This is a genomic window from Ktedonobacter sp. SOSP1-85, assembly GCF_016587415.1.
Taxonomy (GTDB): Bacteria; Chloroflexota; Ktedonobacteria; order Ktedonobacterales; family Ktedonobacteraceae; genus Ktedonobacter.
The window spans coordinates 1,683,092-1,707,086 of the sequence record NZ_BNJI01000002.1 but is presented as its reverse complement, the minus strand read 5'-3'; the positions used below and the strand labels follow the sequence as shown (position 1 = coordinate 1,707,086).

Annotated in this window: 19 protein-coding genes and 3 pseudogenes; 9 read left to right on the top strand and 13 right to left on the bottom strand. The window is 53.3% G+C overall.

Features of this window, described 5'->3' with window-relative positions; all coding sequences use genetic code 11:
- The first annotated feature begins 24 nt into the window (after nucleotides 1–24).
- From KTE_RS35705 to KTE_RS35695, 3 genes are all read left to right on the top strand, one after another.
- The gene (locus KTE_RS35705) at nucleotides 25–822 is read left to right on the top strand and encodes a GNAT family N-acetyltransferase (RefSeq protein WP_201390223.1); all 798 of its coding nucleotides are present in this window, start codon (nucleotides 25–27) and stop codon (nucleotides 820–822) included.
- Nucleotides 823–894: 72 nt separating this feature from the next.
- Complete coding sequence (locus KTE_RS35700) at nucleotides 895–1,797, top strand: alpha/beta fold hydrolase (RefSeq protein ID WP_201390221.1); 903 nt, start codon at nucleotides 895–897, stop codon at nucleotides 1,795–1,797.
- Between the two features lie 204 nt (nucleotides 1,798–2,001).
- Nucleotides 2,002–2,826, top strand: a complete 825-nt coding sequence (locus KTE_RS35695; protein WP_201390219.1) for a GNAT family N-acetyltransferase — start codon at nucleotides 2,002–2,004, stop codon at nucleotides 2,824–2,826.
- A 407-nt stretch (nucleotides 2,827–3,233) separates the two neighbouring features.
- On the opposite strand, the gene KTE_RS35690 is transcribed toward KTE_RS35695, so the two are convergent.
- Both KTE_RS35690 and KTE_RS35685 read right to left on the bottom strand, forming a co-directional pair.
- Nucleotides 3,234–3,950, bottom strand: coding sequence for an IS6 family transposase (locus KTE_RS35690; RefSeq protein ID WP_201390217.1), 717 nt, complete (start codon nucleotides 3,948–3,950; stop codon nucleotides 3,234–3,236).
- Nucleotides 3,951–3,975: 25 nt separating this feature from the next.
- Nucleotides 3,976–4,344 carry a hypothetical protein gene (locus KTE_RS35685; protein ID WP_201390215.1) on the bottom strand — a complete coding sequence of 123 codons (369 nt, stop codon included), beginning with the start codon at nucleotides 4,342–4,344 and terminating at the stop codon, nucleotides 3,976–3,978.
- A gap of 236 nt (nucleotides 4,345–4,580) precedes the next feature.
- Between KTE_RS35685 and KTE_RS35680 the strand changes: the two genes are divergently transcribed.
- Nucleotides 4,581–4,838 (top strand): hypothetical protein, encoded by a 258-nt coding sequence (locus KTE_RS35680; protein WP_201390213.1) that lies wholly within the window; start codon nucleotides 4,581–4,583, stop codon nucleotides 4,836–4,838.
- A gap of 807 nt (nucleotides 4,839–5,645) precedes the next feature.
- On the opposite strand, the gene KTE_RS35675 is transcribed toward KTE_RS35680, so the two are convergent.
- Nucleotides 5,646–6,113, bottom strand: coding sequence for an Lrp/AsnC family transcriptional regulator (locus KTE_RS35675; protein WP_201390211.1), 468 nt, complete (start codon nucleotides 6,111–6,113; stop codon nucleotides 5,646–5,648).
- Between the two features lie 187 nt (nucleotides 6,114–6,300).
- Between KTE_RS35675 and KTE_RS35670 the strand changes: the two genes are divergently transcribed.
- A complete protein-coding gene (locus KTE_RS35670; RefSeq protein ID WP_201390209.1) occupies nucleotides 6,301–7,695 on the top strand; it encodes a pyridoxal phosphate-dependent aminotransferase in 1,395 nt (464 codons plus the stop codon).
- Between the two features lie 206 nt (nucleotides 7,696–7,901).
- The gene (locus KTE_RS48185) at nucleotides 7,902–8,639 is read left to right on the top strand and encodes a hypothetical protein (protein ID WP_236600831.1); all 738 of its coding nucleotides are present in this window, start codon (nucleotides 7,902–7,904) and stop codon (nucleotides 8,637–8,639) included.
- 15 nt (nucleotides 8,640–8,654) lie between these two features.
- Here KTE_RS48185 and KTE_RS48180 read toward each other — a convergent pair whose 3' ends face one another.
- Nucleotides 8,655–8,945, bottom strand: a complete 291-nt coding sequence (locus KTE_RS48180; protein WP_236600830.1) for a hypothetical protein — start codon at nucleotides 8,943–8,945, stop codon at nucleotides 8,655–8,657.
- A 299-nt stretch (nucleotides 8,946–9,244) separates the two neighbouring features.
- Nucleotides 9,245–9,817, bottom strand: a complete 573-nt coding sequence (locus tag KTE_RS35660; RefSeq protein WP_201390207.1) for a GNAT family N-acetyltransferase — start codon at nucleotides 9,815–9,817, stop codon at nucleotides 9,245–9,247.
- A 344-nt stretch (nucleotides 9,818–10,161) separates the two neighbouring features.
- Here KTE_RS35660 and KTE_RS35655 point away from each other — a divergent pair, with 344 nt between their 5' ends.
- Together KTE_RS35655 and KTE_RS35650 are read left to right on the top strand one after the other, a co-directional pair.
- Nucleotides 10,162–10,719, top strand: a complete 558-nt coding sequence (locus tag KTE_RS35655) for a GNAT family N-acetyltransferase (RefSeq protein ID WP_201390205.1) — start codon at nucleotides 10,162–10,164, stop codon at nucleotides 10,717–10,719.
- Between the two features lie 262 nt (nucleotides 10,720–10,981).
- Nucleotides 10,982–14,245 (top strand): BTAD domain-containing putative transcriptional regulator, encoded by a 3,264-nt coding sequence (locus tag KTE_RS35650; RefSeq protein WP_201390203.1) that lies wholly within the window; start codon nucleotides 10,982–10,984, stop codon nucleotides 14,243–14,245.
- A 120-nt stretch (nucleotides 14,246–14,365) separates the two neighbouring features.
- On the opposite strand, the gene KTE_RS35645 is transcribed toward KTE_RS35650, so the two are convergent.
- The 7 genes and pseudogenes from KTE_RS35645 to KTE_RS35620 all read right to left on the bottom strand — a co-directional run bounded on the left by KTE_RS35645 (nucleotide 14,366) and on the right by KTE_RS35620 (nucleotide 21,023).
- Complete coding sequence (locus KTE_RS35645) at nucleotides 14,366–14,950, bottom strand: hypothetical protein (protein ID WP_201390201.1); 585 nt, start codon at nucleotides 14,948–14,950, stop codon at nucleotides 14,366–14,368.
- Between the two features lie 61 nt (nucleotides 14,951–15,011).
- Nucleotides 15,012–15,194: a hypothetical protein gene (locus tag KTE_RS35640; RefSeq protein ID WP_201390199.1), complete on the bottom strand. Its 183-nt coding sequence runs from the start codon at nucleotides 15,192–15,194 to the stop codon at nucleotides 15,012–15,014.
- Nucleotides 15,195–15,855: 661 nt separating this feature from the next.
- Nucleotides 15,856–16,527, bottom strand: a pseudogene (locus tag KTE_RS35635) (IS5 family transposase); the annotation flags it as partial.
- Nucleotides 16,528–16,554: 27 nt separating this feature from the next.
- Nucleotides 16,555–19,314 (bottom strand): PAS domain S-box protein, encoded by a 2,760-nt coding sequence (locus KTE_RS35630; RefSeq protein ID WP_201390196.1) that lies wholly within the window; start codon nucleotides 19,312–19,314, stop codon nucleotides 16,555–16,557.
- Between the two features lie 89 nt (nucleotides 19,315–19,403).
- Nucleotides 19,404–19,475, bottom strand: a pseudogene (locus KTE_RS50065) (hypothetical protein); the annotation flags it as partial.
- A gap of 117 nt (nucleotides 19,476–19,592) precedes the next feature.
- A pseudogene (locus KTE_RS35625) lies at nucleotides 19,593–20,243 on the bottom strand (PAS domain-containing protein); the annotation flags it as partial.
- A 555-nt stretch (nucleotides 20,244–20,798) separates the two neighbouring features.
- Nucleotides 20,799–21,023, bottom strand: a complete 225-nt coding sequence (locus KTE_RS35620) for a TetR family transcriptional regulator C-terminal domain-containing protein (RefSeq protein ID WP_201390194.1) — start codon at nucleotides 21,021–21,023, stop codon at nucleotides 20,799–20,801.
- A 476-nt stretch (nucleotides 21,024–21,499) separates the two neighbouring features.
- On the opposite strand from KTE_RS35620, the gene KTE_RS35615 reads away from it, so the two are divergent.
- Entirely contained in the window at nucleotides 21,500–22,762 is a 1,263-nt protein-coding gene (locus KTE_RS35615; RefSeq protein WP_201390192.1) for a hypothetical protein, read from the top strand.
- A gap of 700 nt (nucleotides 22,763–23,462) precedes the next feature.
- Here the strand turns inward: KTE_RS35615 and KTE_RS35610 are convergent.
- Nucleotides 23,463–23,633: a hypothetical protein gene (locus KTE_RS35610; RefSeq protein ID WP_201390190.1), complete on the bottom strand. Its 171-nt coding sequence runs from the start codon at nucleotides 23,631–23,633 to the stop codon at nucleotides 23,463–23,465.
- Between the last annotated feature and the right edge of the window lie 362 nt (nucleotides 23,634–23,995).

The following is a 23,995-nucleotide window of genomic DNA, read 5'->3' as shown; positions in this document are numbered from 1 at the left end:
CGATACTACGAAGAAAGAGAGCGAATGATGCTAGATAGCATATCTCATCCAGACTTGATCAAGGCAATGGATACTAATACTGAAGAGCTCCTGGCCCTCTGGGGTCGAGCGCTTGGAGTGCCGTTTTATCATGAGCCGGAGGCCTCCTGGTTTGTCAGCGGAGTTCCATTCATCCGATTGAATATGGTGGTACGGGCGAACCTGACCCCTGAGACGCCTGAAGAGAAGATCCATGAAATTCTTACGAAGATTGAAGCTGCGAACACTCCCATGTCCTGGGTTGTCGGCCCATCACTGCAACATCCGAAAATAGCACATATAGTACAAGCGCATGGTTGGTCAACAGTCTCTGTTGCGGGAATGGCTGCTGATCTGAAACAAGTGGATGAGCATATTCAGCTACCTGCTGGCGCAACGCTTGAGCGCGTGGAGACAACAGAATCGTTGCAGCAAATGGTCGAGACCATTGCTGGTGGTATGCCATGGCCAGACGTGGGCCGCGATTATATCCTTCATTTCGTACAAAAACACGGATTCGTGGCCCACCCTGCGGTGCGCTACTATCTTGCCAGGCTGAACGGTGAACCAGTAGCGACCTCGCTACTCTTTCTCGGAGGTGGGGTTGCTGGCCTTTACTGCGTTGCCACCCTTCCCCATGCTCGTCGACAAGGTATCGGTCGTGCTATCTCACAGCTTCCATTGCTTGATGCACGTGCTATGGGGTATCGTGTGGCAGTTCTGCAAGCGACAGATGCAGGAGCAAAAGTGTATCGTGGTCTCGGATTTGAACAACAATGTCGTATCGATTTTTGGATTCGTTAAATCAAAAGGAAGCATGTTTTTTAGCGTAGAGCCCTGCGAAGAGAAGGGCTCTTGAGCAGTAAGGAACTGACTATGGCTCAATCTATTCATGAAACAAACCATAATGCCCTCACTATTCGGGAATTTCAGCACAAGGTACAGGATATAAACCTCTTTATTCGAACCATTGGCGAATCCGATGCGGACAATGTCCTTATCATGGCCCATGGTGGTCCTGGTTTATCCCACCGTTATATGCTGGGCTTGGAGCAACTGGCCGGTCCTCAACTCACTGTGGTGAATTATGATCAGAGAGGAACTGGTCAATCAGTATCTCCACAGAAACTCGATATCGACAAATTTACGCCAGAGATCTATGCACAGGATTTAGAAGCGGTACGCCAGGCGGTTGCCAGTGAAAAAAAGGTGCATATTCTTGGTCATTCCTGGGGAGGAATGGTCGCCATGCAGTATGCTCTCCAGTATCCAGAGCATATCCGTTCCTTACAATTAATCAATAGCGTGCCACCAACAGTGGCTGGTCTCCAGGCGGGGTTTCAGCATTTTAATGCCCGCGTGCAAGCGTTACAGCACAAAGGAATCATACCAACAAAACTCTCAACAGATGGCTTAGAAAAGTTACAACAGATCCTCCCCGTCTATGTCGCCCCAGCAGATCCTCCTCTTGATCTTCCTGCTCTTGCTGCTACCTTTGATCGTACACCTGAAGTAGGAGAGAAGACTTGGGAAGCATTGGGCGCTTTTGATTTGAGAGAACAAGTAGGAAAGTTGCAGCTTCCCTTGCAGATTCTCTTTGGAGAAGACGATCCATTTGGGAGAGCGTGGGCCGATGAGACAAGGGACGCTTTTACAGAAGCAACGATTCATTTTCAGGTCTTCTCCCATTGCGGTCACTTTGGTTGGCTGGAGCGTCCCGGAGCGTTTTTGATGCGGCACAAACATTCCTTGATAAGAACTAAATGGTTCAGTCGCTAAATGCGTAGAACCTTCACAACAAAAGAGTGGAAGTGCGCCTGACGAGACGCTTGATGGCGTTTGCGTTGGCCCCATTGAAAAGGATGCTTGTGGGCATTCCAAAATCCGCCCATTGTTTAAACGGTCAAAGCCTTGCCCGAATAGGTCTATGTGAAGGCTTGGCCAATGTCTGGTTGTCATAGTCGGTAAAAGGAGGCAGAGAAAATGCCTGTTACCTTAGAGAGCCTTTCACATCCCGTTTTGGGAAAAGCAACGGAGAACATGTATCAAATCGCCACTGCCTATCTTGGTCGTTTCTTTGCGGCCAGGTTTTATGACGAATTAGAGGCAACATGGTTTGTAACTGATCCGTTAATAAAATTCAATAAGGTTGTCCGTACTCCATTTACGACCGATACCCCAAAGGATATAATCGACGCCACACTCACACAGATTGCTGCGACCTCTGACGGAAGTATGAGCTGGGACGTTGGTCCATCCATACGAAGCGCCAGGTTAGAAGAATGCTTACATACAAATGGGTGGTCCAAGGTTGGAGAAGTACGCTCAATGGTGCTGGACCTACGGACCTTAGAGGCGCACATGGAACGTCCAGATGGATTGACCATTAAAACTGTTGACGATGAGAAAACCTTCAAACAACATGTTGACACAATGATTATTGGTTTCGAATTTCCCGAGCCAATAGCGCATCACCTGTCAAACATCACTTATGGAAATCAATTTCTGAACGATCCTGTTGTGCGCTACTATGTAGGATACATCGACGAGCAACCTGTTACCATCTCATTATCATTGCTGCATGAAGGGATTGCAGGAATTTATAATGTGGCAACGATTCCTCAGATGCGGCGGCAAGGCTTTGGTGCTGCCATGACGCTTACCGCTCTACATGAAGCGCGTGATCTGGGCTATCATGTCGCGGTATTACAAGCATCAAAATTGGGTGCCTCTATGTATCGTCAGATGGGCTTCCAGGATCATTTTATGTTCGATTCCTATCGTTTCCAGAGAGAAACTGAAAGATAAGCAATCAAATCAAACATGGGAGATAGGAGCGTGAGACTTCCCGAAGGCAGAAAGTTGGCGATGCCAACCTCACACTGACGGGAGAAGTTTGTAGGCAGAATTTGCTTCTTCTTTCTTTCCTAGAAAATAATGGTGAGAGATAATCGATAAACTATTACCATATGATTACTTGTTTGTACATAAATGCAATAGTTCATTGGCAATCTCTCATAATACGCTATCGGGGTCAGAAAGAAGTAGTAGACTGCTACTGCTGAAGGCTCTTTTTTTGTATGAAAGGCATTACTATGTGGCTTCTTTACAGTATCTAGGATATTGTCAACTTATTCGTCGGAGCGAAGTATAATTGTTGAGTTAGAAGGAGGAAAAAAAGCTGGAGAGCAAGACGCGACTGGGGCGAATAGGAATTATGCCGCTTGCTTTCCCCTGGTTACCTCGTTCCATACCAGAAAGCGATCCTGTAAAATGGCACGGTATTCCCCAGCATGCAAGCGGTGTCTTCGTGGTTGGAAATGACCAGAGATAAGGCCAAAAGCAGAGAGAAAGCGTTGCGCCTGTTTGGCTGATTTGAACCGTCGCATCTTCTTTTCACGCAAACGTGTGGGTTGGTGCGAATTTTCGGCCCGATTATTCAAGCCTTTGTGTTGTCGATGCTCCACACCAGGCAGGATCTCGCGTTTGGCCGCAGCATAGCTCTTCAGTTTATCCGTGATGATCACTCGTGGCACATATTGCAATCCCTTGAGGAGCTTGCGGAAAAATCGCTTGGCAGCATGCTTGTTGCGCCGGCTCTGGACCAGGATATCAAGCACGTTGCCGTCCTGATCGACCGCTCGCCACAGATAGTATCTCTCGCTACGGATCGTGAGGAAGACTTCATCCAAGTGCCACTTGTCACCACAACGCGGATGCCGCCGCCGCAATTCATTGGCGTAGGTCTGCCCAAACTTCAGGCACCACTGCCGAACCGTTTCATAGGTCACGACAATCCCCCGCTGGGCCAGAAGCTCTTCGACATCGCGAAAACTGAGCGAGAAGCGGAAATACAGCCACACAGCGTGACTGATAATCTCAGAAGGGAAACGAAACCCTTTATAATTGGGCGTTGGAGTGTTTGTTGGCATGAAGCTATTTTAGCATATTGCTCAGCTACGTTACCAAGTTGACAATACCATATTGCACGCTGATTGCCAGGACCGTGAAGCGACTTGATAACGTGGTCGCATCCAGTGCCAGGGCGAGCTGATGCTCTTGGGAGGCCCAGCAACTCAGAATCCAGCCCAGTAATGGCGCAAAACAGGCTTCCAGATCCAGTTCCGCTCGCTTCCTGCCCGCTTTATCCTTGGCGTCATAACACCATTCTCGCAGCCGTTGCCGCAGGTTGTTTTTGGGACAGGCAAGCACTTTGGCGAGGAAGCTCACAATGGTGGTGATCCCACTGGATTTGCTCAAGACCATGCCATAACTCCATAAGGCCAAGACGGCTGCCTGTGGACGACTCAGATGGGGCAAATGCATGCTGATTTCTCTTTGCCAATATGCTATGGTCTCTGTATGGGACATGGTTCTCCTCCTGAGAGAATGAAGGTGTTGAAGAGAGCGCTTGCGCTTGTGGTGAACTCTTTTCCTGCGTCTGGGGTTGAGGGGATCGCTGAGAGAGAGGGGAGTGAACTGTCCTTGGGTGGAACCACACGAGGTCCCGACGGCGATGAACTTTTTTTCGTGATGTGGTATTGCAGACAGGAGGGAGCTGGATGTTTGAGCATCATGTGACGGTTGCCATGACGGAGGAGGGGCGCCGGACGCTAGCGATTTTTCTTGCGCGTGTACCTGCCGTGTGGCAGGCGGATATGTATGAATTATTCCAGGGTGATCCGACGCGACAGCTGATGATTCAGTATTTCCGGACCCCTGGGCCTGTTGATGTGTTTGAGGCAGGGGCGCTGACCAGGGATCTGCCAGGGATTGTGGAACACGCTTTTCATGAAGAAAGGTGGAGACGGTCTGCATGAGAACCGGCCCATTGATGAACGACCGGCGACGGAAGGCGGGGAAGAGGTTGATCGTTGACCACGATGCGAACCGCGACGGGGACCGATGAAATGCATTGGTGCTGTGTGCTGCGGTGTCGTACGGGCGTGTGAGGAAGGGCACGGATGCTGGCCAGGAGGGCTGCCATCTGGAAGAGTGTCTCTCGCCGTGTGCGTCTCGTGCGTGTCTCGTGTTTGGCATCGATGACGATGAATGCATGGTCGAGTTCATCGTTGGATGCTCGATGGGCCGCGATGTATTGGTCGTGTAAGAAAGAGTATGGTTGAGGCCTTGCTCGCTGGCGCCAGGTGAGAGGGAGACCTGGCAGTACATTTCAGCCAATTTTTCAGTACCAGGATGTCTGGAATCAGGGTGTCTGAAATCGTGACGGCTACATGTTGCGAACAGGCTTCCCAGGCCTGTGGAGCTGTGATGAAAATCCCTGGTACTCTTCAGTAAAAATCTCCAATTGCTACCACCTTGCTGAATGCACTGCACTCTCGCTTCTGTTTGAAGAGACCCCTGCCCCAGTTTTCACGAGTTCTTTGTTTGGTTCCATGTTTTCTTTTTTTGAGAGAAACTGATCAAAGCCTATCGTTGCGAGGAGGTGACTCATGCCCCTACCCGAAGCCATGATAGCCGTTGTGGCTCCGTGCGCGACCACTGTTCACAACTCTCACCTGGCGAAAACTGATGACGCTGTTGACTGGACCCCTTAGGCCCTTTAGGCATGTACCGAGAGCAGAACACATCTCCCATCAATATGATGAAACCTCACAAAGGCATATTCAGTCTTTCTCTGCTTCCACGATGCGGCTGGTTACCGGGGAAGATAGGACAATAGAAGTCGTAGACTGACCATACTGGGCGAGATGGTCGATGAGCCTCTCCAGATGGTTCATTGAGGAAACAGCCACTTTCATCAGGAAGGAATCTTCACCTGCTACACGATGGCATTCGAGGACTTCGGGAATGTCCTGTAATTGTCTCCCAACATGCCCGCTTCGCTCTCTTGGGGTGCTCATTCGTATGAAAGCTATGATTGACAGACCGACCCTTGCCAGGTCAATCTCAGCCCTGTAACCAACAAGAATTCCCGCTCCCTCCATTTTGCGGACGCGCTCAATCACGGCTGGTGCGGAGAGTCCAACGCGCTGTCCTAGTTCTCTGAAGGATTGTCGGGCGTTTTCTTGCAACGCTTGGAGGAGCTTCCATCCAATGTCATCGAGGAGGGAATCGTCATGTTGTAAGGTCATAAAACTCTTTTCCTTTACATTTCTTGCTTATCACGAAGAAATATTTGTCATTTCTCCTGTATTATTGCATATTTTCCTTCTATACTGAGTATAGACAAGTAAATCACCGAGGAAATGACTCTTTTGTCAAGCAGAGAGAAGTTTCTCCCATTTTTGAGAACAATGAGAGCAAACAAAGGAGACGATAATGAGTACCACCCACGAAAGAGAGGCACATGCAGATGGAAATTCAGTACATACGCTGCTCAGCCTCACCTCTCCAGCGCAAACCCTTTCCACCTCCGCCACCCTTGCTATGAACGAGGAGGTGGCGAAACGGCGTGCGGCGGGCCGTGAGACGATCCATCTCGGCTTTGGCGAAGCCGCATTCCCGCTGCATCCCCTACTGAAAGCGGCCCTGGCTGAAGCTGCAACGAGCACAAGCTATGCCCCTGTTTTTGGGATACCTGCACTGCGTCAGGCCATCGCTGCGTACCTCACACGCACACGTGAGGTGTCATATTGTGCTGATCAGATCGTGGTCGGTCCAGGAAGCAAAGCATTGCTCTTTGCACTTGTGCAGATCCTCGAAGGCGACATTCTGTTGCCGATTCCTTCATGGGTCAGCTATGCTCCAATAGCCCATCTCGGGAATCGGCGCGTGATCGGAGTACAGACCGAGCCAGATGATCATCATCGTCTGACGCCACAAGTCCTTTCGCAGGCGATGACCCAGGCGCGACAGGACGGAGCCGACCCACGCATTTTGCTTGTGAACACGCCAAGTAATCCAACCGGAAGCATGTTTGACCTTCCTGACGTGGAAGCCCTAGCACGCTGGGCACGCGAAGCAGGGGTTACTCTTATTAGTGACGAGATTTATGCCGAGTTGGCTCACGGATGGCGCGAACATATCTCACCTGCTCGTTTCTACCCTGAAGGCTGTATTGTGACCGGAGGACTCTCTAAAGCCTTTTCGGCTGGAGGATGGCGGCTTGGATATGCAGCACTGCCTTCGACGACCGCGGGCAACAAAGCTATGTCAGCTCTACGCTCCCTGGCGAGTGAAATCTGGTCTGCGGCCGCTACACCAATCCAAGAAGCGGCTCTTGCCGCCTTCCTACCCAATTCATCAGTTGAGCACTATGTCCAATGCTCGGCACTTGTTCACGGGTATGTCGCCCGTCAGCTTTATGACGCGCTCACGCAACTTGGCATTCCTTGCCCACGTCCAGCAGGAGGCTTCTATCTCTATCCGGATTTCTCCCCATGGAAAACCGCTCTTCTGCAACGAGGAATCAAGACCAGCCAGGAGCTTGCGCACTATCTGCTGGAGGAGTGGGACATCGCTACCCTCCCTGGTTCAGCCTTCAATGAAGAGCCACTCACTCTCCATCTTCGCTTAGCAACGAGCCTCCTCTGTGAACCGGAGCACGTTACCTCTCAAGAGGAGCGTGAAGCCGAGCTCTGGCACGTGCTCAATCAGGCTGAGGCGTTGCAATCACCAGGTGGGAAAGGACACCTGTTTCCTATGCTCGGACACGCCAAAGCACGATGGGCCGAAGTGATTCATGATTTGGAAACACGCAGAATGTCTCACTAATGCAGAAAGACGAAACCCCTTCGTGAAAGGAGGTGCAGGGGTCCTTCCCTGCAGGGCGCGGGGTGTTCCCCACTCCACGCCAACGCTTCTGCAGATGAGCGGGGGGCTGTCAGAATTCAGAAAAGAGCTTGGCTTGGCAATCGTTCGCGAGGTATGCTAAGAACAACAATTATCTAACGAGGAGTGATTCATGAACTGTCCGCACTGTGCCTCAGCCACCACGAAAGACGAGCCAAGAAGACCACGCTCGGCTATCGGACGTTTCATTGCCTGCCATTGGTCGCTACCTCACCGCGCATCAGCTCGACCCTGCGCGCACGCTGCTCAGGCTCGATGGCCAATATGGGACGGGAGCCGTGCTGGTGGACGTGACAGGCTTCGCGTTTGTCACTCGTGGCAAAGAGTACAGCGTGCTCGATCACCTACAGGTCCAGGCGCGTCTGCACCTGCCACCCGATCAGGTGCAACAGCGCCCCGAAAGCCAGACCGTGCGCAGCCTCTACAATTGCCCCGAGATCTCTGTAGGACCCGAGGGCGTGCCCTACCGCGTGGTCGTAGCCACCCATCCAGCAGGGAAAAAGAAGAGCCCCGTTGGGGTCACACGCATAGGGGTGGTCTACGAACTCTTCTTCACCAACCTGCCGCAACACGCCTTCACTGCCTGCAATGTGGTCGAGCTGTACCTGCATCGTGGGGCCTTTGAGCCGATATTGGCAGACGAAGACATCGAGCAAGATCCCGACCGGTGGTGCAGCCACTCGGCCTGGGGGCAGGAAGCCTGGCAGTGCGTGGCTCAATGGGTCTGGAACCTTCGCCTGGAGCTGGGTCATCACCTTCATCCTGATCCAGTCCGCATCACGGAGTTTGCACCTGCTCTCTCGCCGCCACCACCATACACGGCTCCTTCCTCCAGTTATGCTCCTCCGCAAGTGGGTTCTGCATGAAAAGCGGGCCGCTTCTCAGGCTCGGACTTTCGTCTCCAGCGCGATGGAACGCTGCGGTGTCCGGCTTCGCAGACGTTGCTCTCGCATGAGCAACGCCGAGAAGCCGACGGGAGCCTGCGCGTGGTGTATGGAGCGAGCACTCGGAGTTGTCGTCCCTGTTCCTTGCGTGAGCAATGCCAGTGGAATGGCCGTGCCACGGCAAAGCCGCGTCAAGTGAGTGTGCTGCTGCACCCGCTCCAGGTTAGTTCTGCCCCGCTCCTCTGGCGAGATTAGAGCCGAAGAGAACATCGGCGGGCTTGCATCCATCTCGTGCGACACCAGCGCATTGAGATGAGTCTGCCACCTCCTACTGCCACTTCACCACCTCCCACAGACGTGGTCCTCTCTCGCGCACAACGGGCCCACTATCGTCTCTCATGGGAGACGCGCCTGGCTCGCAATACGCGGAGCACGGCGGCTGGGAAACTCACCATCAGACTGTTCGGGGTTCCGCAGGCTTTTGCCGATTTCCTGGGCCTTCCCTGTCTCTGACTACCCACTCCTCGTCCCTGGCGCGCTCCACACAAAGGGGGGGCAGGCCTCTTGCCCTCTCGTGCGGTTGAAAGCTACCAGCCAAGAGCGAAGACGACGTGTTCCGTATCCAGATCAGGGTGTCGGGTCAACCCAACTCGTTCCGCAGTGCGGATAGAGGGGATATTCTCTGCTCTCGTGCGAGCAACGACGGGCCACTGGGGGAGATAGGTTCGGGCCAGACTCACTGCTGTTCGAGCAAGTTCGGTTGCGTACCCCTGCCCCCATGCACTGGGGGTGAACCGGTAGTACAAGTTCAGCACCTCTCGCTCGCGCCAGATCCGATGTTCTACACCGCCAAAGCCGATGATCTTCTTCTCCTGCGCAAGGATCACGACCCAGTACCCGAAGCCATGGAGTTCCCAGTCGTGCAGGCAGGATCGCAACATCTCTTCGCTGGTCGCCAGGTCGGGATGCGGGGCAGCAGGGCTGTAGCGGTAGGTCGCCGGGTCACCATGCACAGCAAACATCGCCGGGCCATCGGTTGGCTGGAGGCGGCGCAAGGTGAGCCGCGCCGTTTGCACCCAGGACCAAATGGATGTCAGCTCGCTCAGAGGCTCAACTGGGACGTTGCGCGAATCCTGTTCGTCTGTCTCCCGCTTGTTCATTCTCATTCTCCCGGAGATTCCTGCTCTGGTTTTCTTTGAGGTATTCTATCCTCTTTTCCCTGCCAGGGCAAGGTGGTTGCTCCGATCCCTCCTGTTGTCCCTTCGGTCATTCACCTCGCAGCTCGTTGCGCATCCCGTGGGAAAAACCAGGAAGATCCGTAATTACACCGGCGCTGACACAGCCACTTGTAGCCATGATTTTGTCAATGGATTGTTTTTGTGAGGGGAATCAAGTATGCTCTTAGCATCTTCATGAATCGGAGGCACTCTTTTACTATGCCTTTTGGAACTTGGTGGCGAGGAACTCCCTTAGCATCTTCATGAATCGGAGGCACTCTTTTACTATGCCTTTTGGAACTTGGTGGCGAGGAACTCCCTTACCCGACCTTTCGCCTCTGCGAACATTCTCTGCCCGCATCTCGACGGATACTCAATTGATCACACGTCTTGCGAATCTCTCGAAGCCTGAAATCGACGATCGCTTTCAGACTGGGAAGCATCTCTATATTGCATTCATAAGTGAGGTGCCGGTTGCCTATGGATGGGTGGCGACACGAGAAGTCAACTTCCCTCATTTTCAGTTTTCTTTTACGATTCCTTCGAGAAATTGCTATCTGTGGGATTTTCTGACCCTTCCTGAATGGCGTGGTCGTGGCATCTATCCTCATTTGCTCCAAACGATCATCCGCCAGGAACCTCTGGTCGATCGCTTCTGGATCGGGTATGAGCCTGGTAATGAAGCGTCAGCGAGCGGTATCCGCAAAGCGGGCTTTCAAGTGGTGACTGACTTTGTCATCGCCGAAGGCCGTATATCTGGGCTTACTCTTTTCGACTCGAGTGAGTGCGCCCAGGCGAGTGCCGACTTCTTCAATCTCCCCATTGTGGCTCGTACAGGCCCTTGAGTAGAGATGGACCTGAATAGCTAGCCAACTCTCTCATTGCGGTTCTACGAGTCTAGTGCTAAGGCCGTGGCCGATCTCGAAGGCTCACATTTCACTTTTGTGAAGATACGAAAGAAGGATCTTCTTGTTTTGCGAAAGGAATCACCATGCACCTACCATTCAATGGGACTGGCTCAGGAAGAAGGAAGGCCGAGTGCGTCCAAGACGAGACCCGCTCCCACCTTGTCAAGCGAACGACACCCTTTCGGCGAGGAGGTAGGCCGTGCTAGCCTCGCCAACCCTGCATATCCATCTCCTGGGTGATTTTCACCTTGTTTCAGGTGAGACGTCCTCTCTCTCCATGAGCCACGTCCCCCGAGCACAAGCGTTGCTTGTCTATTTACTCCTCCATCGCGGTATCCCGCAGGTTCGGACGCATCTGGCCTATGTGTTCTGGCCCGACTCAACTGAGGCACAGGCACATTCCAATCTGCGCAAGGTCTTGCATCAACTGCGGCAAGCTCTTCCCCATGCCGATCAGGTACTTGCTATTGATCGGCAGACGCTGTCATGGAAACCCATGCCTTCTATTTCCTGGACGCTTGATATCTTGGAGTTTGAGCAGGCGCTTGCTTCGGCAGAGCAAGCCGAACAGACACACACGATGGCTGACGCCCGCCAGGCCCTGGAACGCGCCGTTCTACTCTATCGTGGTGATCTTTTCCCTGGCTGCTATGAAGAGTGGATCTTCCCCGAGCGTGATCGCTTGCATCAGGGGTTTCTCCAGGCGGCAGAGCGTCTCATCGTCTTGCTTGAGCAGGCCCGCGAGTATGATGCCGCGCTTCAGGTAGCCCATCAGTTGCTTCGTCACGAACCACTGCATGAGGGGACCTATCGTCAAAGCATGCGCTTACACGCGTTGCGCGGAGACCGGTCAGCGGCGTTACGTGCCTACCATGCCTGCGCTAAACTTCTCGATCGTGAGTTAGGCACCGAGCCAGGTGAGGCGACACGAACCCTTTACGAGTCACTCATGCATACAGAATCGCTTTCACAGACGAGCACGAGCGTTCATTCAGCAGGCAGGACGACGACCCGGCTCATTGGTCGGCAAGCAGAGTGGAAGACCTTTCAGGCCGCCTGGCGTACTGCCATAGAGGAACATCCGCACCTGCTCATGCTTTCTGGTGATGCAGGGATGGGCAAAACACGGTTGGCGGAGGAAATGGAAACGTGGGTGAGTCGCCAGGGACTTCTTACTGCGAGCGCCCACTGCTATGCGACGCTTACTCACCTGGCCTATATGCCTGTGACGACGTGGTTACGCGCTCTCGCCTTCCAACGAGATCTGGCCTCTTTTGGATCAGTATGGCTCACGGAAATTGCCCGGCTCCTCCCAGAGATCCTTGACACACGACCAGATGTGCCTCCTCCGGCAGCGCTGACGGAAGGGTGGCAACGCCAACGCTTCTTTGAGGCAATCACACGTTTCATTCTCTCTGCCCGTCAACCCGTGTTGCTGCAGCTTGACGATCTGCACTGGTGTGATCATGAGACCTTCGAGTGGCTGCAGTATTTCTGGCGGATAGCCTCGCAGGAACATGCGCGCCTGCTCCTTGTCGCAACGGTTCGATCCGAGGAGATGCATCCTGGACATCCGCTCATGACATGGCTGCATCCTTTCCAGCGCGATGGCCAGGTCACAGAACTATCACTGGCTCCTTTGGGGCTTGCCGAGACAACGACCCTGGCTGAGCAGTTTCTGAGTCATCATCTTACCCCCGAGGTGACGAGCAAGTTATATCGCGAATCCGAAGGCAATCCGCTGTTTGTTGTCGAAATGGTTCGTACGGGAACACTGGAAACGCAACAACCGGAACACGAGCAAGAGGCATCCCTATCTGGAACTGCGCAAAAAGGACCCACCTCCTCGCTCCCTCCGACACTGCGGACCATTCTCGCCATGCGGCTTGGGCAACTGACGCCTCTCGCACGCGAACTGGTCAATGTGGCCGCAGTCATTGGTCGCACCTTTTCATTTTCCCTGTTGGCAGGAGTGAGTGGGGAGCCAGAGGAGACACTCATACATGGATTAGATGAATTATGGCGACGCCGCATTGTCCAGGAACACACAGACGATACCTATGATTTTAGCCACGAAAAGCTCCGTGAAGCAGCGCTCTCTGAACTCAGCGCCCGACGTCGGCGTTTTCTGCATCGCCGTGTTGCAGACGTGCTCAACGATCTTGCCGCCGGAAATCTGGATGCGATGAGTTCGCAACTCGCGTTTCATTATGAACAGGCGAATCTGTTGGAACAGGCAATTCGCTTCTACCAGCAAGCCGCAGAGGCCGCATATCGAATCTACGACCACAAGGAAACGGTCGCGCGCTGCCAACGTGCGCTTGCCCTCTTCTCCTCATCAGAACAGGTGCAACTCACGCTTCCAGGACACCTCATCGCCTCTCTCTCCGAACTGTTGGGCGATGCCCTGGAAGTAACAGGGAAACATCAGGAGGCTGCCGAGGCCTATCACCAGTCCTTGCATTTCGTCTCTGAACAGGAGACCATCTGGCACGCTCGTCTTTCTCGCAAAATCGCGGCCACACGCGATTATCCACCCCATCTCGCAGAGGCACTACAGGCCTATCAACACGCAGAGCGTCTGCTGGAGCAGGAAGAAGACCAATCGGGGGAAGCCTGGCACCAGGAGTGGCTGCAAACGCAGCTTGGACAGCTCTTCATTTTCTTCATGCAGAGCCGGGTCCAGGATATGACACGCACCATTGAACGCGTCCAGCCGCTTCTCCAAGCCGATGGACAGGTTGAGCAACGCATCGAGTTCTCTGGCTACATCGCGATGCGCGATGCGATCCGCGACCGCTATATGGTCTCGAACGAAACAGTCGCGCTCTGCCAGCAAGCTCTTACGATGAGTCTCGATACAGAAAATCCTCGTTTCATAGGCACAGCCCACTTTAACCTGGGATATAGCCTGTTCTTATGTGGTGAGTTTGCTCAGGCAGAAACGCATCTGCTCAGCGCACGCACTCTAGGCGAACAGGTAGGAGAGCGAGAATTGGTTGCCCGATGCCATCTGCACTTCCTGCCACTGGTGTGGAGGAGGCAGGGAAAGATCGAGTCTGTACGAGAACTGCTGAACCAGACACAGCTTCAAGGAGAAAGGCGGTTTGCAGGCGTGCTTGCTGCCCATCGTGCATGGATCGCATGGCATGATGGTGAATTTCAAGAGGCCAAACGCCATGGGCAGACAGCCCGAGAGGCCTGGCAACGCCAACCCCAGGCATATGCCTTTCAGTGGACAGGTTTATGGCCCCTCATGGCTATCGTGTTCAAACAACAGCAGCTTGAGGAGGCTATTGGCCTCGCGCAGGCGCTTCTTGCACCTACCCAGCAACGGCTTCCGGATGCGCTCTCAGTACTACTTGAGGAGGTCATACAGCTCCGAGATAAGAAACAACAAACCGCTGTTGCTGCATACTTGCAACGAGCACTCTCGTCTGCACTGGACATGAACTATCTGTAAGGCATCTCATTTATCAAACAGCGCATGTTTCATATCAAGTCAATGAAATCACGTGACGAGATGAGGGAAAAGCGTGGTGCTCTTGAGCATCATCGCTTTTCCCTCGTCTCGTGTAGAGCCTTACGCTGGAACGTGCTCCCTGTCCAGAGGCATGTGGGCCTCTGGGGCCATCCGATGCTGTGTCAGGAGCCACCCGACCAGGACCAGCCAGAGGGGCAAGAGGAACGCCGAAGGAATGAGGAGAAAAAATGATCCATGAGGAATATAGGAAAAGAGTGCAATATTAAATGCGTACAGCAATCCAACAATGCGCGTTGCTTTGGTCGCTTGCCAGGAGGCACATGCCACCCAGAGCGCTGAGGATATGTGTCCACCATAGCGGAGGGCAAGATACAGCGCGGGAGAAACCCCTTGCAGAGCCATAATATCGGTTGCCATGTCGACAACGAGCCATCCATATCCTGCCTGTTTTGCCCATCGAGGGGCTGGTAATGCCGCGATAATGGGGAAGAGGACGAGGTGTTCCGCATTCCCAAGAATGGCACCTCCCAGTGTACCATCCTGCACCAGACCGGAGAGGCCGGAGGGAAGGAAGTGAAGATACGGAAGGAAGAAGAAAACAAAGCGGAGTGTGAAGAGACCGGCAGCGACAAAGGCGATGGGAGAGGCTACTTCTGCTGGATGAGATGATGATGCCGTATTCATTGTCTATCTCCTTTTCTATGCAATCGAATTTAGTAAAAAAACAGGTACGCGTTTACTGCTTTTAAGCGTTCGGCTCTTGTAGGACATCGTCTTCCGATACCATGGTCAGTAGGAGAGGAACCAGTGCATCCCATTGACGGAAGTAGCGCACTGTCTGATTTGTGATCAGTTGTACGCGACCTCTCCATTCCCGCTGACCAGAGGCGACATCCTCTTCCCTTGTAGTAAATTGGGTCAAACTCATGCGGCTTTTTGGGTGAAACCAAGGAAATCGGCATGAAACTAAGGAATTGACCATTAGAACTTGGTAAAACTGCTCCAGAAGCAGATTGTTGGACTCCATTTTTGTCAATTCGGATAGTCAGCACCACAAGTATCTCGTGCTTTACCTGTATCAGCCCATGCATGAAAGGAGTCTGAAGGTTCGACATTTGGCACACATGCTTTCTCTTTCGGCTAGAAAAGACGGGAATTCCCCGATCACCAGACCTGTGAATTTACAGACAATGAGTGCCATGAGCCGCCTCCAGAGCCATAGTTCAACTTGCATTGTGGATGATTCCTGGGTTTCGCGCTGATTTCCTCGGTTTCACCCAAAAATCGGTCGGAGTTTCATCCAATTTACTACCACAGACGAACAGTAAACAGATGGGAGCGAGGACGCTGTTCATGTATCTTCATAAGCGCTCCTTATAGAAGTATTCCCTTCTTACCCTTAAAGGCAGATCATGCAAGAACGTTTTTGTATGTGTTGTTTCTCTTGATCAGAGTATAGAGCATCAACCGCTTCTCAACCGCTTCTCTTGAAAAAGAAGAGGATACAAGAAAGTACTCAGGAAATTCAAAAGCAAGGGCTATAGTTGGGATAGTGCAAGGATTCCTGCCAAATTGGTGGTAGTAAGTGCTTATCCGAAAACCTCTATCTTACCAAAAATCAATTGAGCACAGGCCAGATGAAGAAATGCGAGGTAGTTCTCCGCTTTTTTCTCCCAAAGCACCAGGAGTCGACGGGAGCGATTGAGCCAGGAATGCGTGCGTTCTACTACCCATCGTCTAGCTCGATAACCAGGGATGAGGGTTTTGTCCTGTTTCTCCTGACCGCGACCTCGAATATGCGGCAGATAGTGGCGAGTCTCGACCTCCTGGCGCGCTGGTGCCCCCTCGTAGGCCGCATCCAGACAGAGGTGCTGTGGCTCCTCCTCGGTTGGCTCGGGGCGGGCGATGACCATGCCATCCAAGGTGGCACACAGCAGTTTTACATCATGACGATTGGCCCCATCAATGACGATGGCCAAGGGAATTCCAGCGCCATCAGTCAAGAGGCTGCGCTTGACTCCTGATTTGCCGCGATCTGTGGGATTGGCTCCAGTTGCGGTTTTTCCCAAAGGAGCCTTCGTCATTGCTCCATCCACGACTTGCCAGTCCCATTGGATTCCTTCCAGCTCATCATACACACTCAGTCCTGCTTGCCACAACGCCTGGAACAGGCCAGCCTGCTCCCATTCTTGAAAGCGGTCGTGCACCGTCGAACTCGCTCCCAGTTCTCTGGGCAACGCATTCCACTGGATACCAGTGCGCGCAAGAACGGCACTCTGAGGATCCCTTTAGCCTAACGTTTCTGGTACTGAAGTACTCCCTGGTTTGAGCGATCTTTCCAGAGGAAGCGTCACAGAAAAGGTGGAGCCTTTTCCGACTTCGCTCTCTACCGTTATGTCCCCCCCGTGATGCCTGACGATCTCCGCGACAATGTATAGGCCCATTCCCAGACCGGGAATGGCCTTCTGGTTCGCCCCAGAGACGCGATAGAAGCGTTCAAAGATTTTGTCGCGCAGCTCCTGGGGAATGCCTTGGCCATGATCGCGTATCCTGATAGTAGCTGCCTCAGGGGAGGTGCTCAGGTCAATCTCAACCGTCTTTGCATCGGGAGAATACTTGATGGCATTGCTGATCAGGTTGATGAAGACCTGTTCGAGCCGACCTTTATCCGCTTCCAGAGAGCAAAGAGTCGCGCCACGCACGACAATGGTATGAGTAGTAGAGATTTGCTGCATGGTATCTGCCACCTCGTGAAGCAACATATCAAGATCGACCGCCTCTTGTAGGTACTCCAATCTACCTGCCTGGATCTTAGATACATCCAATAACTCGCCGATGAGGCGTTCTAGTTGCTGGATTGGCCCTTCGACCCTGGAAAGTGCTGTGGCAGCCTCGTGAGGAGACTGCCGTTCCAGGCGTTTTCTCGCCAGTTGAGCCTGCATCTTTAACGCGGTGAGCGGTGTCTTGAGCTCATGGCTCGCCATACTGATAAAGGCATCCTTGCGCTGTTCGAGTTCCTTGCGGGCCGAGTTATCCAACACAAAGGCGATTGCCTGATTTGGGGGATGCTGTAAGAGGACAGCACCCACGAGCACCGGAAGGCGGCTGCCATCTTTACACACATATTCTTTCTCGTAGGGCGTTATATAGTGCTGGATGGTAAGTTGCTGATGGGCCTGTTGCGTAAGCGCCCGATACTCTGACGGCGTCATCTGCATCCAGTTCATGTTCCCGGCGCGCAGGTCTTCGCGGGTATAACCGGTCATGCGCAGAAAGGTGTCGTTGGCATCCACGATCTGCTCACCTTCGATGATATTGATCCCGATAATGTTGGAGTTCATCAGGGCATTCGCGCGCTCCTGGCTTTGACGCAGGGCCTCCTCGATGCGTTTCTGGTCATCAATATCAGTGCTGGTGCCGAACCACTTGATGATCTGACCCGCTTCATCGCGGACTGGGAGCGCACGGGTTAAATACCAGCGATACTCTCCAGTTCGCCCATCTCTGAGACGCTGTTCGTTCTCAAAGAGTTCACCTGTGGCAAGGGATTGCTGCCGAAGCGCAAGCGTGTGCTCGGCATCTTCGGGATGCAGGAATTGACGCCATCTATAGTCCCGTATCTGCTCGAAATCGGCCTGCGTCAGGTCACAGTAGCGCTGATTACAGTAGTCAACACGGCCATCTGGCCGTGCTGTCCACACCAACTGTGGCACCATTTCAGCCAGCACACGGAAGTGCTCCCGGCTTTCTTTGAGCCGCTGCTCAGTCCGTTTCTGGTCCTCGATGTCCGTGCTGGTGCCAAACCACTTGACGATCTGGCCGGTTTCATCGCGCACCGGCATGGCGCGGGCTAAGAACCAGCGATAGCGGCCTGTCTGGCCCTCTCGGAAACGATGTTCGACCTCATAGGGGACGCCTGTGCGAAACGCTCGCTCTCGCACCGCCAGGGTGCGCGTGTAATCCTCCGGGTGCACGAACTGGCTCCATCCATAGCCATACAATTGCTCCCGCGTGGCATGGGTATACGCACAAAACCGTTGATTCCAGTAGTCTGACAAGCCATCGGGTCGTGCCGTCCAAACCAGTTGCGGTACCGTTTCGGCCAGCACGCGCAAGTTCTGCTCGCTTTCTTTGAGCTGCTGCTCCGCTCGTTTCTGCTCGTCGATATCGGTGCTGGTGCCAAACCATTTGACGATCTGACCCACTTCATCACGCACGGGCATGGCGCGGACTAAAAACCAGCGATACTCCCCAGTGTGAGCATTTCTTAGACGCTGTTCGTACTCAAACATGTCTCCTGTGTCCAGGGCATGCAGCCAGTGCGCTCGGTTGCCTTCATGATCATCTGGATGGAGAAACTGGAGGTGAGCCCATTGGTCGCTTTGTAGTTGCTCAAGCGTCGATCCGGTGTAGTCACGCCACCGTTGGTTCGTGTACGCGAACTGGCCATCGGGGCGTTTCGTCCACACCAGTTGTGGCACCATTTCGGCCAGCACCCGCAGGTTTTCCTCGCTGGCTTTGATTTTCTGTTCAGCCTGTTTCTGGTCCTCAATGTCGGTGCAGGTGCCTACCCAGTGCAGGATCGTGCCCAGGGTATTTCGCTGCGGCACGCCTCGGACCAGAAACCAGCGATACCCTCCGCTGGTGCCGTCTTGCACGCGATGTTCTACTTCATAGGGCATGCCGGTCTGGATGGAGGTCTGCCACGCCTCCCGTGTCCGAGGCCGGTCATCAGGATGCAGACCCGCCAGCCAGCCATCCCCTTGGACCTGTTCGAGGGTCATCGCCAGATAGTTGATCAAGCGGTGATTGCTGTAGGTGATTAACCCATCGGGTGCTGCAATCCAAACGAACTGGGGGATCGTATCAACCAGGGCATGGATTTCTGCTTCGGCTCGCTTGCGCTCGGTGATGTCGGTGCTGGTGCCAAACCACTTGACGATCTGGCCTGCTTCATCGCGCATTGGCACCCCGCGAGTGAAAAACCAGCGATACTCCCCGGTCTGGCCATGTCTGATCCGCCCTTCGTGCTCATATATGGCTCCCATGTCCAGGGCATGCTGCCAGCGAGCTTGCCTTCTTCACGATCATCAGGATGGAAGAACGGGAGCTGAGCCCAGCGGCAGCCTTGGATCTGCTCAAGCGTCAACCCGGTGTAGTCACACCAATGCTGGTTTGTGTACTCGTGTTGGCCGTCGGGTCGTGCCACCCACACCAGGTGGGGCACCGTTTCAGCCAGCAAACGAAATCGTTCTTCACTCTCTTTGAGCTTTTGTTCCGTCCGTTTCTGCTCCTCAATGTCGGTACAGGTGCCAAACCATTTCACGATCTGCCCTGCTTCATCGCGCACTGGCAGGGCGCGAGCTAAAAACCAGCGATATCCTCCAGTCCACCCATCCTTGAGGCGATGTTCGTTCTCAAAGATCTCGCCCGTTGCCAGCGAATGTTGCTGAAGCGTGAGCGCACGCTCCGCATCTTCAGGATGCAGGAATTGACGCCATCCATAGTCCCGTATCTGCTCAAAATCGGCCTGCATCAGGTCACAATAGCGCTGATTACAGTAGTCAACACGGCCATCCGGTCGTGTCGTCCACACGAGTTGGGGCACTGTTTCAGCCAGTACCCGCCAGTGCTCCTCGCTTTCCTTGCTTTCCTTGAGTTGTTGCTCGACTCGTTTCTGGTCCTCGATGTCGGTGGCAGTCCCAAACCATTTCAGGATCGTCCCCTGATCATCCCTGTGTGGCACTCCTCTGGCAAGGAACCAGTGATACTCTCCGGTCGTACCATGGCGCAGGCGCAGTTCTGCTTCATAGGGCCTGCCGATCTGGACGGCACTCTGCCACCTCTCCAGGACACGCTGTTGGTCATCGGGGTGGATAGCCTGGAGCCAGCCGTCCCCTTGAGCTTGTTCAGAAGTCATATTGGTAGAGTCACACCAGCGTTGGTTACAGTATTCACACGAGCCATCGGGGCGCATCATCCAGACGAATTGGGGAATGGTATCGATCAGGACACGGAGTCCTTCTTCCGTCTCGGCGTCATCAATGCAAAATAACGCATCAGGAAGCGTCTCGAGCATGCTGAGGAGCGTGTCACGCGATGTAAGAGGGCTATACTCGCTGCTTTGTGGATTGAATGTCATACTGTCTGTCTCCCTTTCACGTCTCCCCATCCCTGGTGATAAAGATGTTTTCCCGCTTTGAACCTCAAGAAATATCATGCCATGGAGCTGATCCCTCTTCTGTCACATCGGTTGGAACAAGCGATGAAAAAGTGTGTGTATGCAATACGTGCGTTTCCCGGAGAGGCCAGGAGCAATGAGCATCTGCCCCGGGCCCTTTCAGGGGCGGCTTTTAGGGCTATCCGTTGCAGCGCGTATGTACAACGGAAAACCGTCTCTCCAAGAAAACACATGGTGAAGGATGGTTCTGTCGGCATGATGGTATCTCCCTTCGATGCTCTCGAGCAGAGCCAGGACACCGCGTAGAGCCTTGTCCATCTGCTGTGGATCTTGTAACGCTCGTGCCAAGACCTATCCTCCTTGCACGATGGCGACGAGCGTTGTCGCCACATCGGTCGTGTCGATGGTCTCGCTGAGCGCTCCCGCACGTTGGGCCTGCTCAAGGGCTGCGCTGATTTCCTGTTCGGTAGAGAGAAAGGAGGAGGAGGAGAGAGGATGGCGTAATGCTTCTTGGCTGATGACCTCTTCCTGAGTCATTCTCCCCAGGCGACAACCGCAGGTCGTGTCAACGTCCATTTTTCTCTTGATGAGTTTTTACCACTGAACCTTCATGTGAGGTCTTTCAGATCTGCAATGCAGCGTTCGTGCTCTTGTCTTTTCCTGACACCAAGAAGTATACTCTGATAAAGGACCTGTTAAAAGGGCCATTTTCAGGTAGAAGAAAGGGGCCATTGAAGAAAGATTTTGATTCATACAGGGGCTTTAAGGAGAGTAGATACAGTATATCTCACTTACTCCAACAAATTTGGAAATTCCGTGGGTGCCCGCACTCATCATGATTTACATGACAATGCCGCTGGTGGCGTAGTCAGTAGTGCCAAGTAGTCGGAAATGAAGAGTTACAAATATGTCAGGCTAGTCCATTCTGAGGATGATCTGGCCTTTGCTTCTTTCCGTGACGTTTTTGGGACATTTCTCTGGTATACTCTGCCTGTATAGCGAGGATGTTTGATAGATTATGCCACAGACAGAGCATTGAGGAAAATCAGTTTATGCAAAACACACACAAGGAAAATCATCTCAGGGGTCAGATTCTGTTCTTCGCACGTACTTTCTGGGTTGCGCTGGCCCTCCTCGGTTTGAGCCTCTTTCTCAACAATCTGCTCAAACCTGCCTTTGGTGGTACAACGGTTATCTGTGCTTTAAATTTTACCTGTCCCCCCAGCACTGATACACTTCAAATACTTCAAATATCACATATACCTCGAAACTCGTATGATACGTATGTTGCAATCTGTAGACTGGTATATGCCCTGGTTTTCCTGGTCATCAGCCTGCTGATTTTTTGGAAGCGGTTCGACCAGCCGTCCGCTCTGCTGGCTTCTCTGGCTTTTCTTTGTATTGGCATTCAGGGGCTCAAGGGCCAGGGAACGAGCTTGTTTGAACTGCTCTCCGATGTGATCCTCGTCAATTTTTTAATTCTCTGTCTGGGGTTGTTTCTGGCGACATTCCCTAGCGGAAGCTTTGCGCCTCGCTGGAGCTGGCCCGTTGGCCTTTCATTCTGGCTTCTCGCGCTCGCTTTTCAACTGCCGGCTCCCTGGGGTATTCTCAACTGGCCCTTCCCACTGATAGCACTCACGCTTATTCTGGGGTACGGCAGCCCGATCGCGCTCCAGGTGTATCGCTATGTGCGCATCTCCAGCCCGGCGCAGCGCCAGCAGACCCGCTGGGTGATCTTTGGCCTGGTCTGCGCGCTGGCGCTGCTCTTTATTTCGTTTTTCTCTTCGGGCCTTTTTCCAGCAGATAGCCTCTACCAGCTTTCCGGCGATCCACTAGCCTCGCTGGCCTTTCTCTTCATTCCTCTGAGCGTCTGTGTAGCCATTCTGCGCTCGCGGCTCTGGGATATCGACCAGCTAATCAAACGCACATTGGTCTACACGCTTTTAACAATAACCCTGGCACTGGCCTACTTCACCCTGGTTGTTGGCGCGCAATTCCTGCTCAGCGGGATGCTTGTCGGGGGCAATGATGGCATCGTGATTGTCAGTGCCACGCTGATCGTGGCCGTGCTGTTTCAACCTCTGCGCCGGGGTATCCAGAACGTCATCGACCGCCGTTTCTATCGTCAGAAATATGACGCCGCGCGCACGCTCCAGGCATTCGGAGCAACATTGCACCAGGAAATCGAGCTAAAGCCCCTGCAAGAACAGATAATAGCCGTGGTTCAGAAAACGGTCCAGCCCGCTCATATCTCGCTGTGGCTATTTAAATCCACCTCCGCGCAGCCATTGCTCCAGGAACAGGAAGAAGGATAATGTCTGAGTGGCTTGGTGAAATGCGTCATGTATCAGCAATCTGGAACTGGCCCAAGCTTCAAGAAGAGATACGTTCTTCAAAGGAAAATCGCGAAGAAAGGAAGCGTTCCCATGACGAACGATAGTGTTTTTCCACAAGAGTCAGCCTGGCCCAGACCCGACAAAAAGCAGATTCTCCAAGTTTTTGAACAAAGCTGTCAAGACCTGAGTGGCCCAGTCAAAAGGCGTGCTGGCCGGCCTGCCACAGTCAGTTGGAGCCACTTGTGCCTGGCGATTATGCTTTGCTTTTTACGTGGCTGGATGGGGGTGGAAACGTGGTTTCCAGTGAGAGGATGGAGGGAAGAGGGATGGCGCGAGAGGGGACGTTCGGGCGACGCAGCCCTTGCTTTGGAGATGGGGACAGGAGGCAAAGCGTTCTCAGGCAAAATGGCAACCTGTTGCCAATGAGCGGATGGAGAGAAGGAGGGTGGCGCGCGAGGCGCACGGTTGCAGTGTGACCTGTTGTTGTGGGGATGAGGAGAGAGAGGGAGCAGGAGGTGCTTGATCGATGCTGGTGCGCTATACAAGTGTTTTGAAGTGTTTTATACTACAGACCAAACCCCAGCACATATGTTGGGTGTGATCCATGTTTTTGGCGAAAGAGTGAGTCCTTGTGACTTGCTCTTTTTTTCTCGGAGCGCTTTTTCCTGGGGAAAGCGGGTCACTCTTCTTGCGCTCTTTCCCATTGGTGCTTTCTGTGCTCTGCACACCCCGTTGTAGACGCAACGAGGCCCTCCTGACGATCACCAGCGCTGGGAGATCTCCGATCTGCTGGGTGGATCTGGAGCACCTGGTCGATCAGCCAGATCGTTCTCTGTTCGTTGCGATGCATATCATTTTCCTTTGCCAATATGAATTTGTGGGTGTTTGTGGGTGTTTGTGGGTGTTTGTGCGTACGTCAGCAATTCCAATGGTCAAAAAGCTTGCGTGTGTCATCGATTGGAGTTGGAAGAGCAGAGAGCATGTGTGTGTTGCTCTTGCTGGTGAGGAGATACTTCCTGTTGTTGCCTGGCAACCCTGGGAGGGAACGAGCGGGTTTTGAACACGGTGTTTGCCTTCCCGCTCGTTCCCTTGTTTTCCCGACTGGGAGCCGTGTTTAGTAGGTGTGACCATTGATGGAGCAGGCTGCTGTGTTTAGGGGTGCGGCAAGTTTTTTTGCGTGAGGCGGCGTCCTGGGAAGCAAGCCACTGCTGC

What these genes read in the sequence shown, in the direction of transcription:
- KTE_RS35705 (WP_201390223.1), top strand. Translation starts at nt 25, where the DNA reads ATGATGCTAGATAGCATATCTCATCCAGACTTGATCAAGGCAATGGAT.
- KTE_RS35700 (WP_201390221.1), top strand. Translation starts at nt 895, where the DNA reads ATGGCTCAATCTATTCATGAAACAAACCATAATGCCCTCACTATTCGG.
- KTE_RS35695 (WP_201390219.1), top strand. Translation starts at nt 2,002, where the DNA reads ATGCCTGTTACCTTAGAGAGCCTTTCACATCCCGTTTTGGGAAAAGCA.
- KTE_RS35690 (WP_201390217.1), bottom strand. Translation starts at nt 3,950, where the DNA reads ATGCCAACAAACACTCCAACGCCCAATTATAAAGGGTTTCGTTTCCCT.
- KTE_RS35685 (WP_201390215.1), bottom strand. Translation starts at nt 4,344, where the DNA reads ATGCATTTGCCCCATCTGAGTCGTCCACAGGCAGCCGTCTTGGCCTTA.
- KTE_RS35680 (WP_201390213.1), top strand. Translation starts at nt 4,581, where the DNA reads ATGTTTGAGCATCATGTGACGGTTGCCATGACGGAGGAGGGGCGCCGG.
- KTE_RS35675 (WP_201390211.1), bottom strand. Translation starts at nt 6,113, where the DNA reads ATGACCTTACAACATGACGATTCCCTCCTCGATGACATTGGATGGAAG.
- KTE_RS35670 (WP_201390209.1), top strand. Translation starts at nt 6,301, where the DNA reads ATGAGTACCACCCACGAAAGAGAGGCACATGCAGATGGAAATTCAGTA.
- KTE_RS48180 (WP_236600830.1), bottom strand. Translation starts at nt 8,945, where the DNA reads ATGGATGCAAGCCCGCCGATGTTCTCTTCGGCTCTAATCTCGCCAGAG.
- KTE_RS35660 (WP_201390207.1), bottom strand. Translation starts at nt 9,817, where the DNA reads ATGAACAAGCGGGAGACAGACGAACAGGATTCGCGCAACGTCCCAGTT.
- KTE_RS35655 (WP_201390205.1), top strand. Translation starts at nt 10,162, where the DNA reads ATGCCTTTTGGAACTTGGTGGCGAGGAACTCCCTTACCCGACCTTTCG.
- KTE_RS35645 (WP_201390201.1), bottom strand. Translation starts at nt 14,950, where the DNA reads ATGAATACGGCATCATCATCTCATCCAGCAGAAGTAGCCTCTCCCATC.
- KTE_RS35640 (WP_201390199.1), bottom strand. Translation starts at nt 15,194, where the DNA reads ATGAGTTTGACCCAATTTACTACAAGGGAAGAGGATGTCGCCTCTGGT.
- KTE_RS35630 (WP_201390196.1), bottom strand. Translation starts at nt 19,314, where the DNA reads ATGGGAGCCATATATGAGCACGAAGGGCGGATCAGACATGGCCAGACC.
- KTE_RS35620 (WP_201390194.1), bottom strand. Translation starts at nt 21,023, where the DNA reads ATGGACGTTGACACGACCTGCGGTTGTCGCCTGGGGAGAATGACTCAG.
- KTE_RS35615 (WP_201390192.1), top strand. Translation starts at nt 21,500, where the DNA reads ATGCAAAACACACACAAGGAAAATCATCTCAGGGGTCAGATTCTGTTC.
- KTE_RS35610 (WP_201390190.1), bottom strand. Translation starts at nt 23,633, where the DNA reads ATGCATCGCAACGAACAGAGAACGATCTGGCTGATCGACCAGGTGCTC.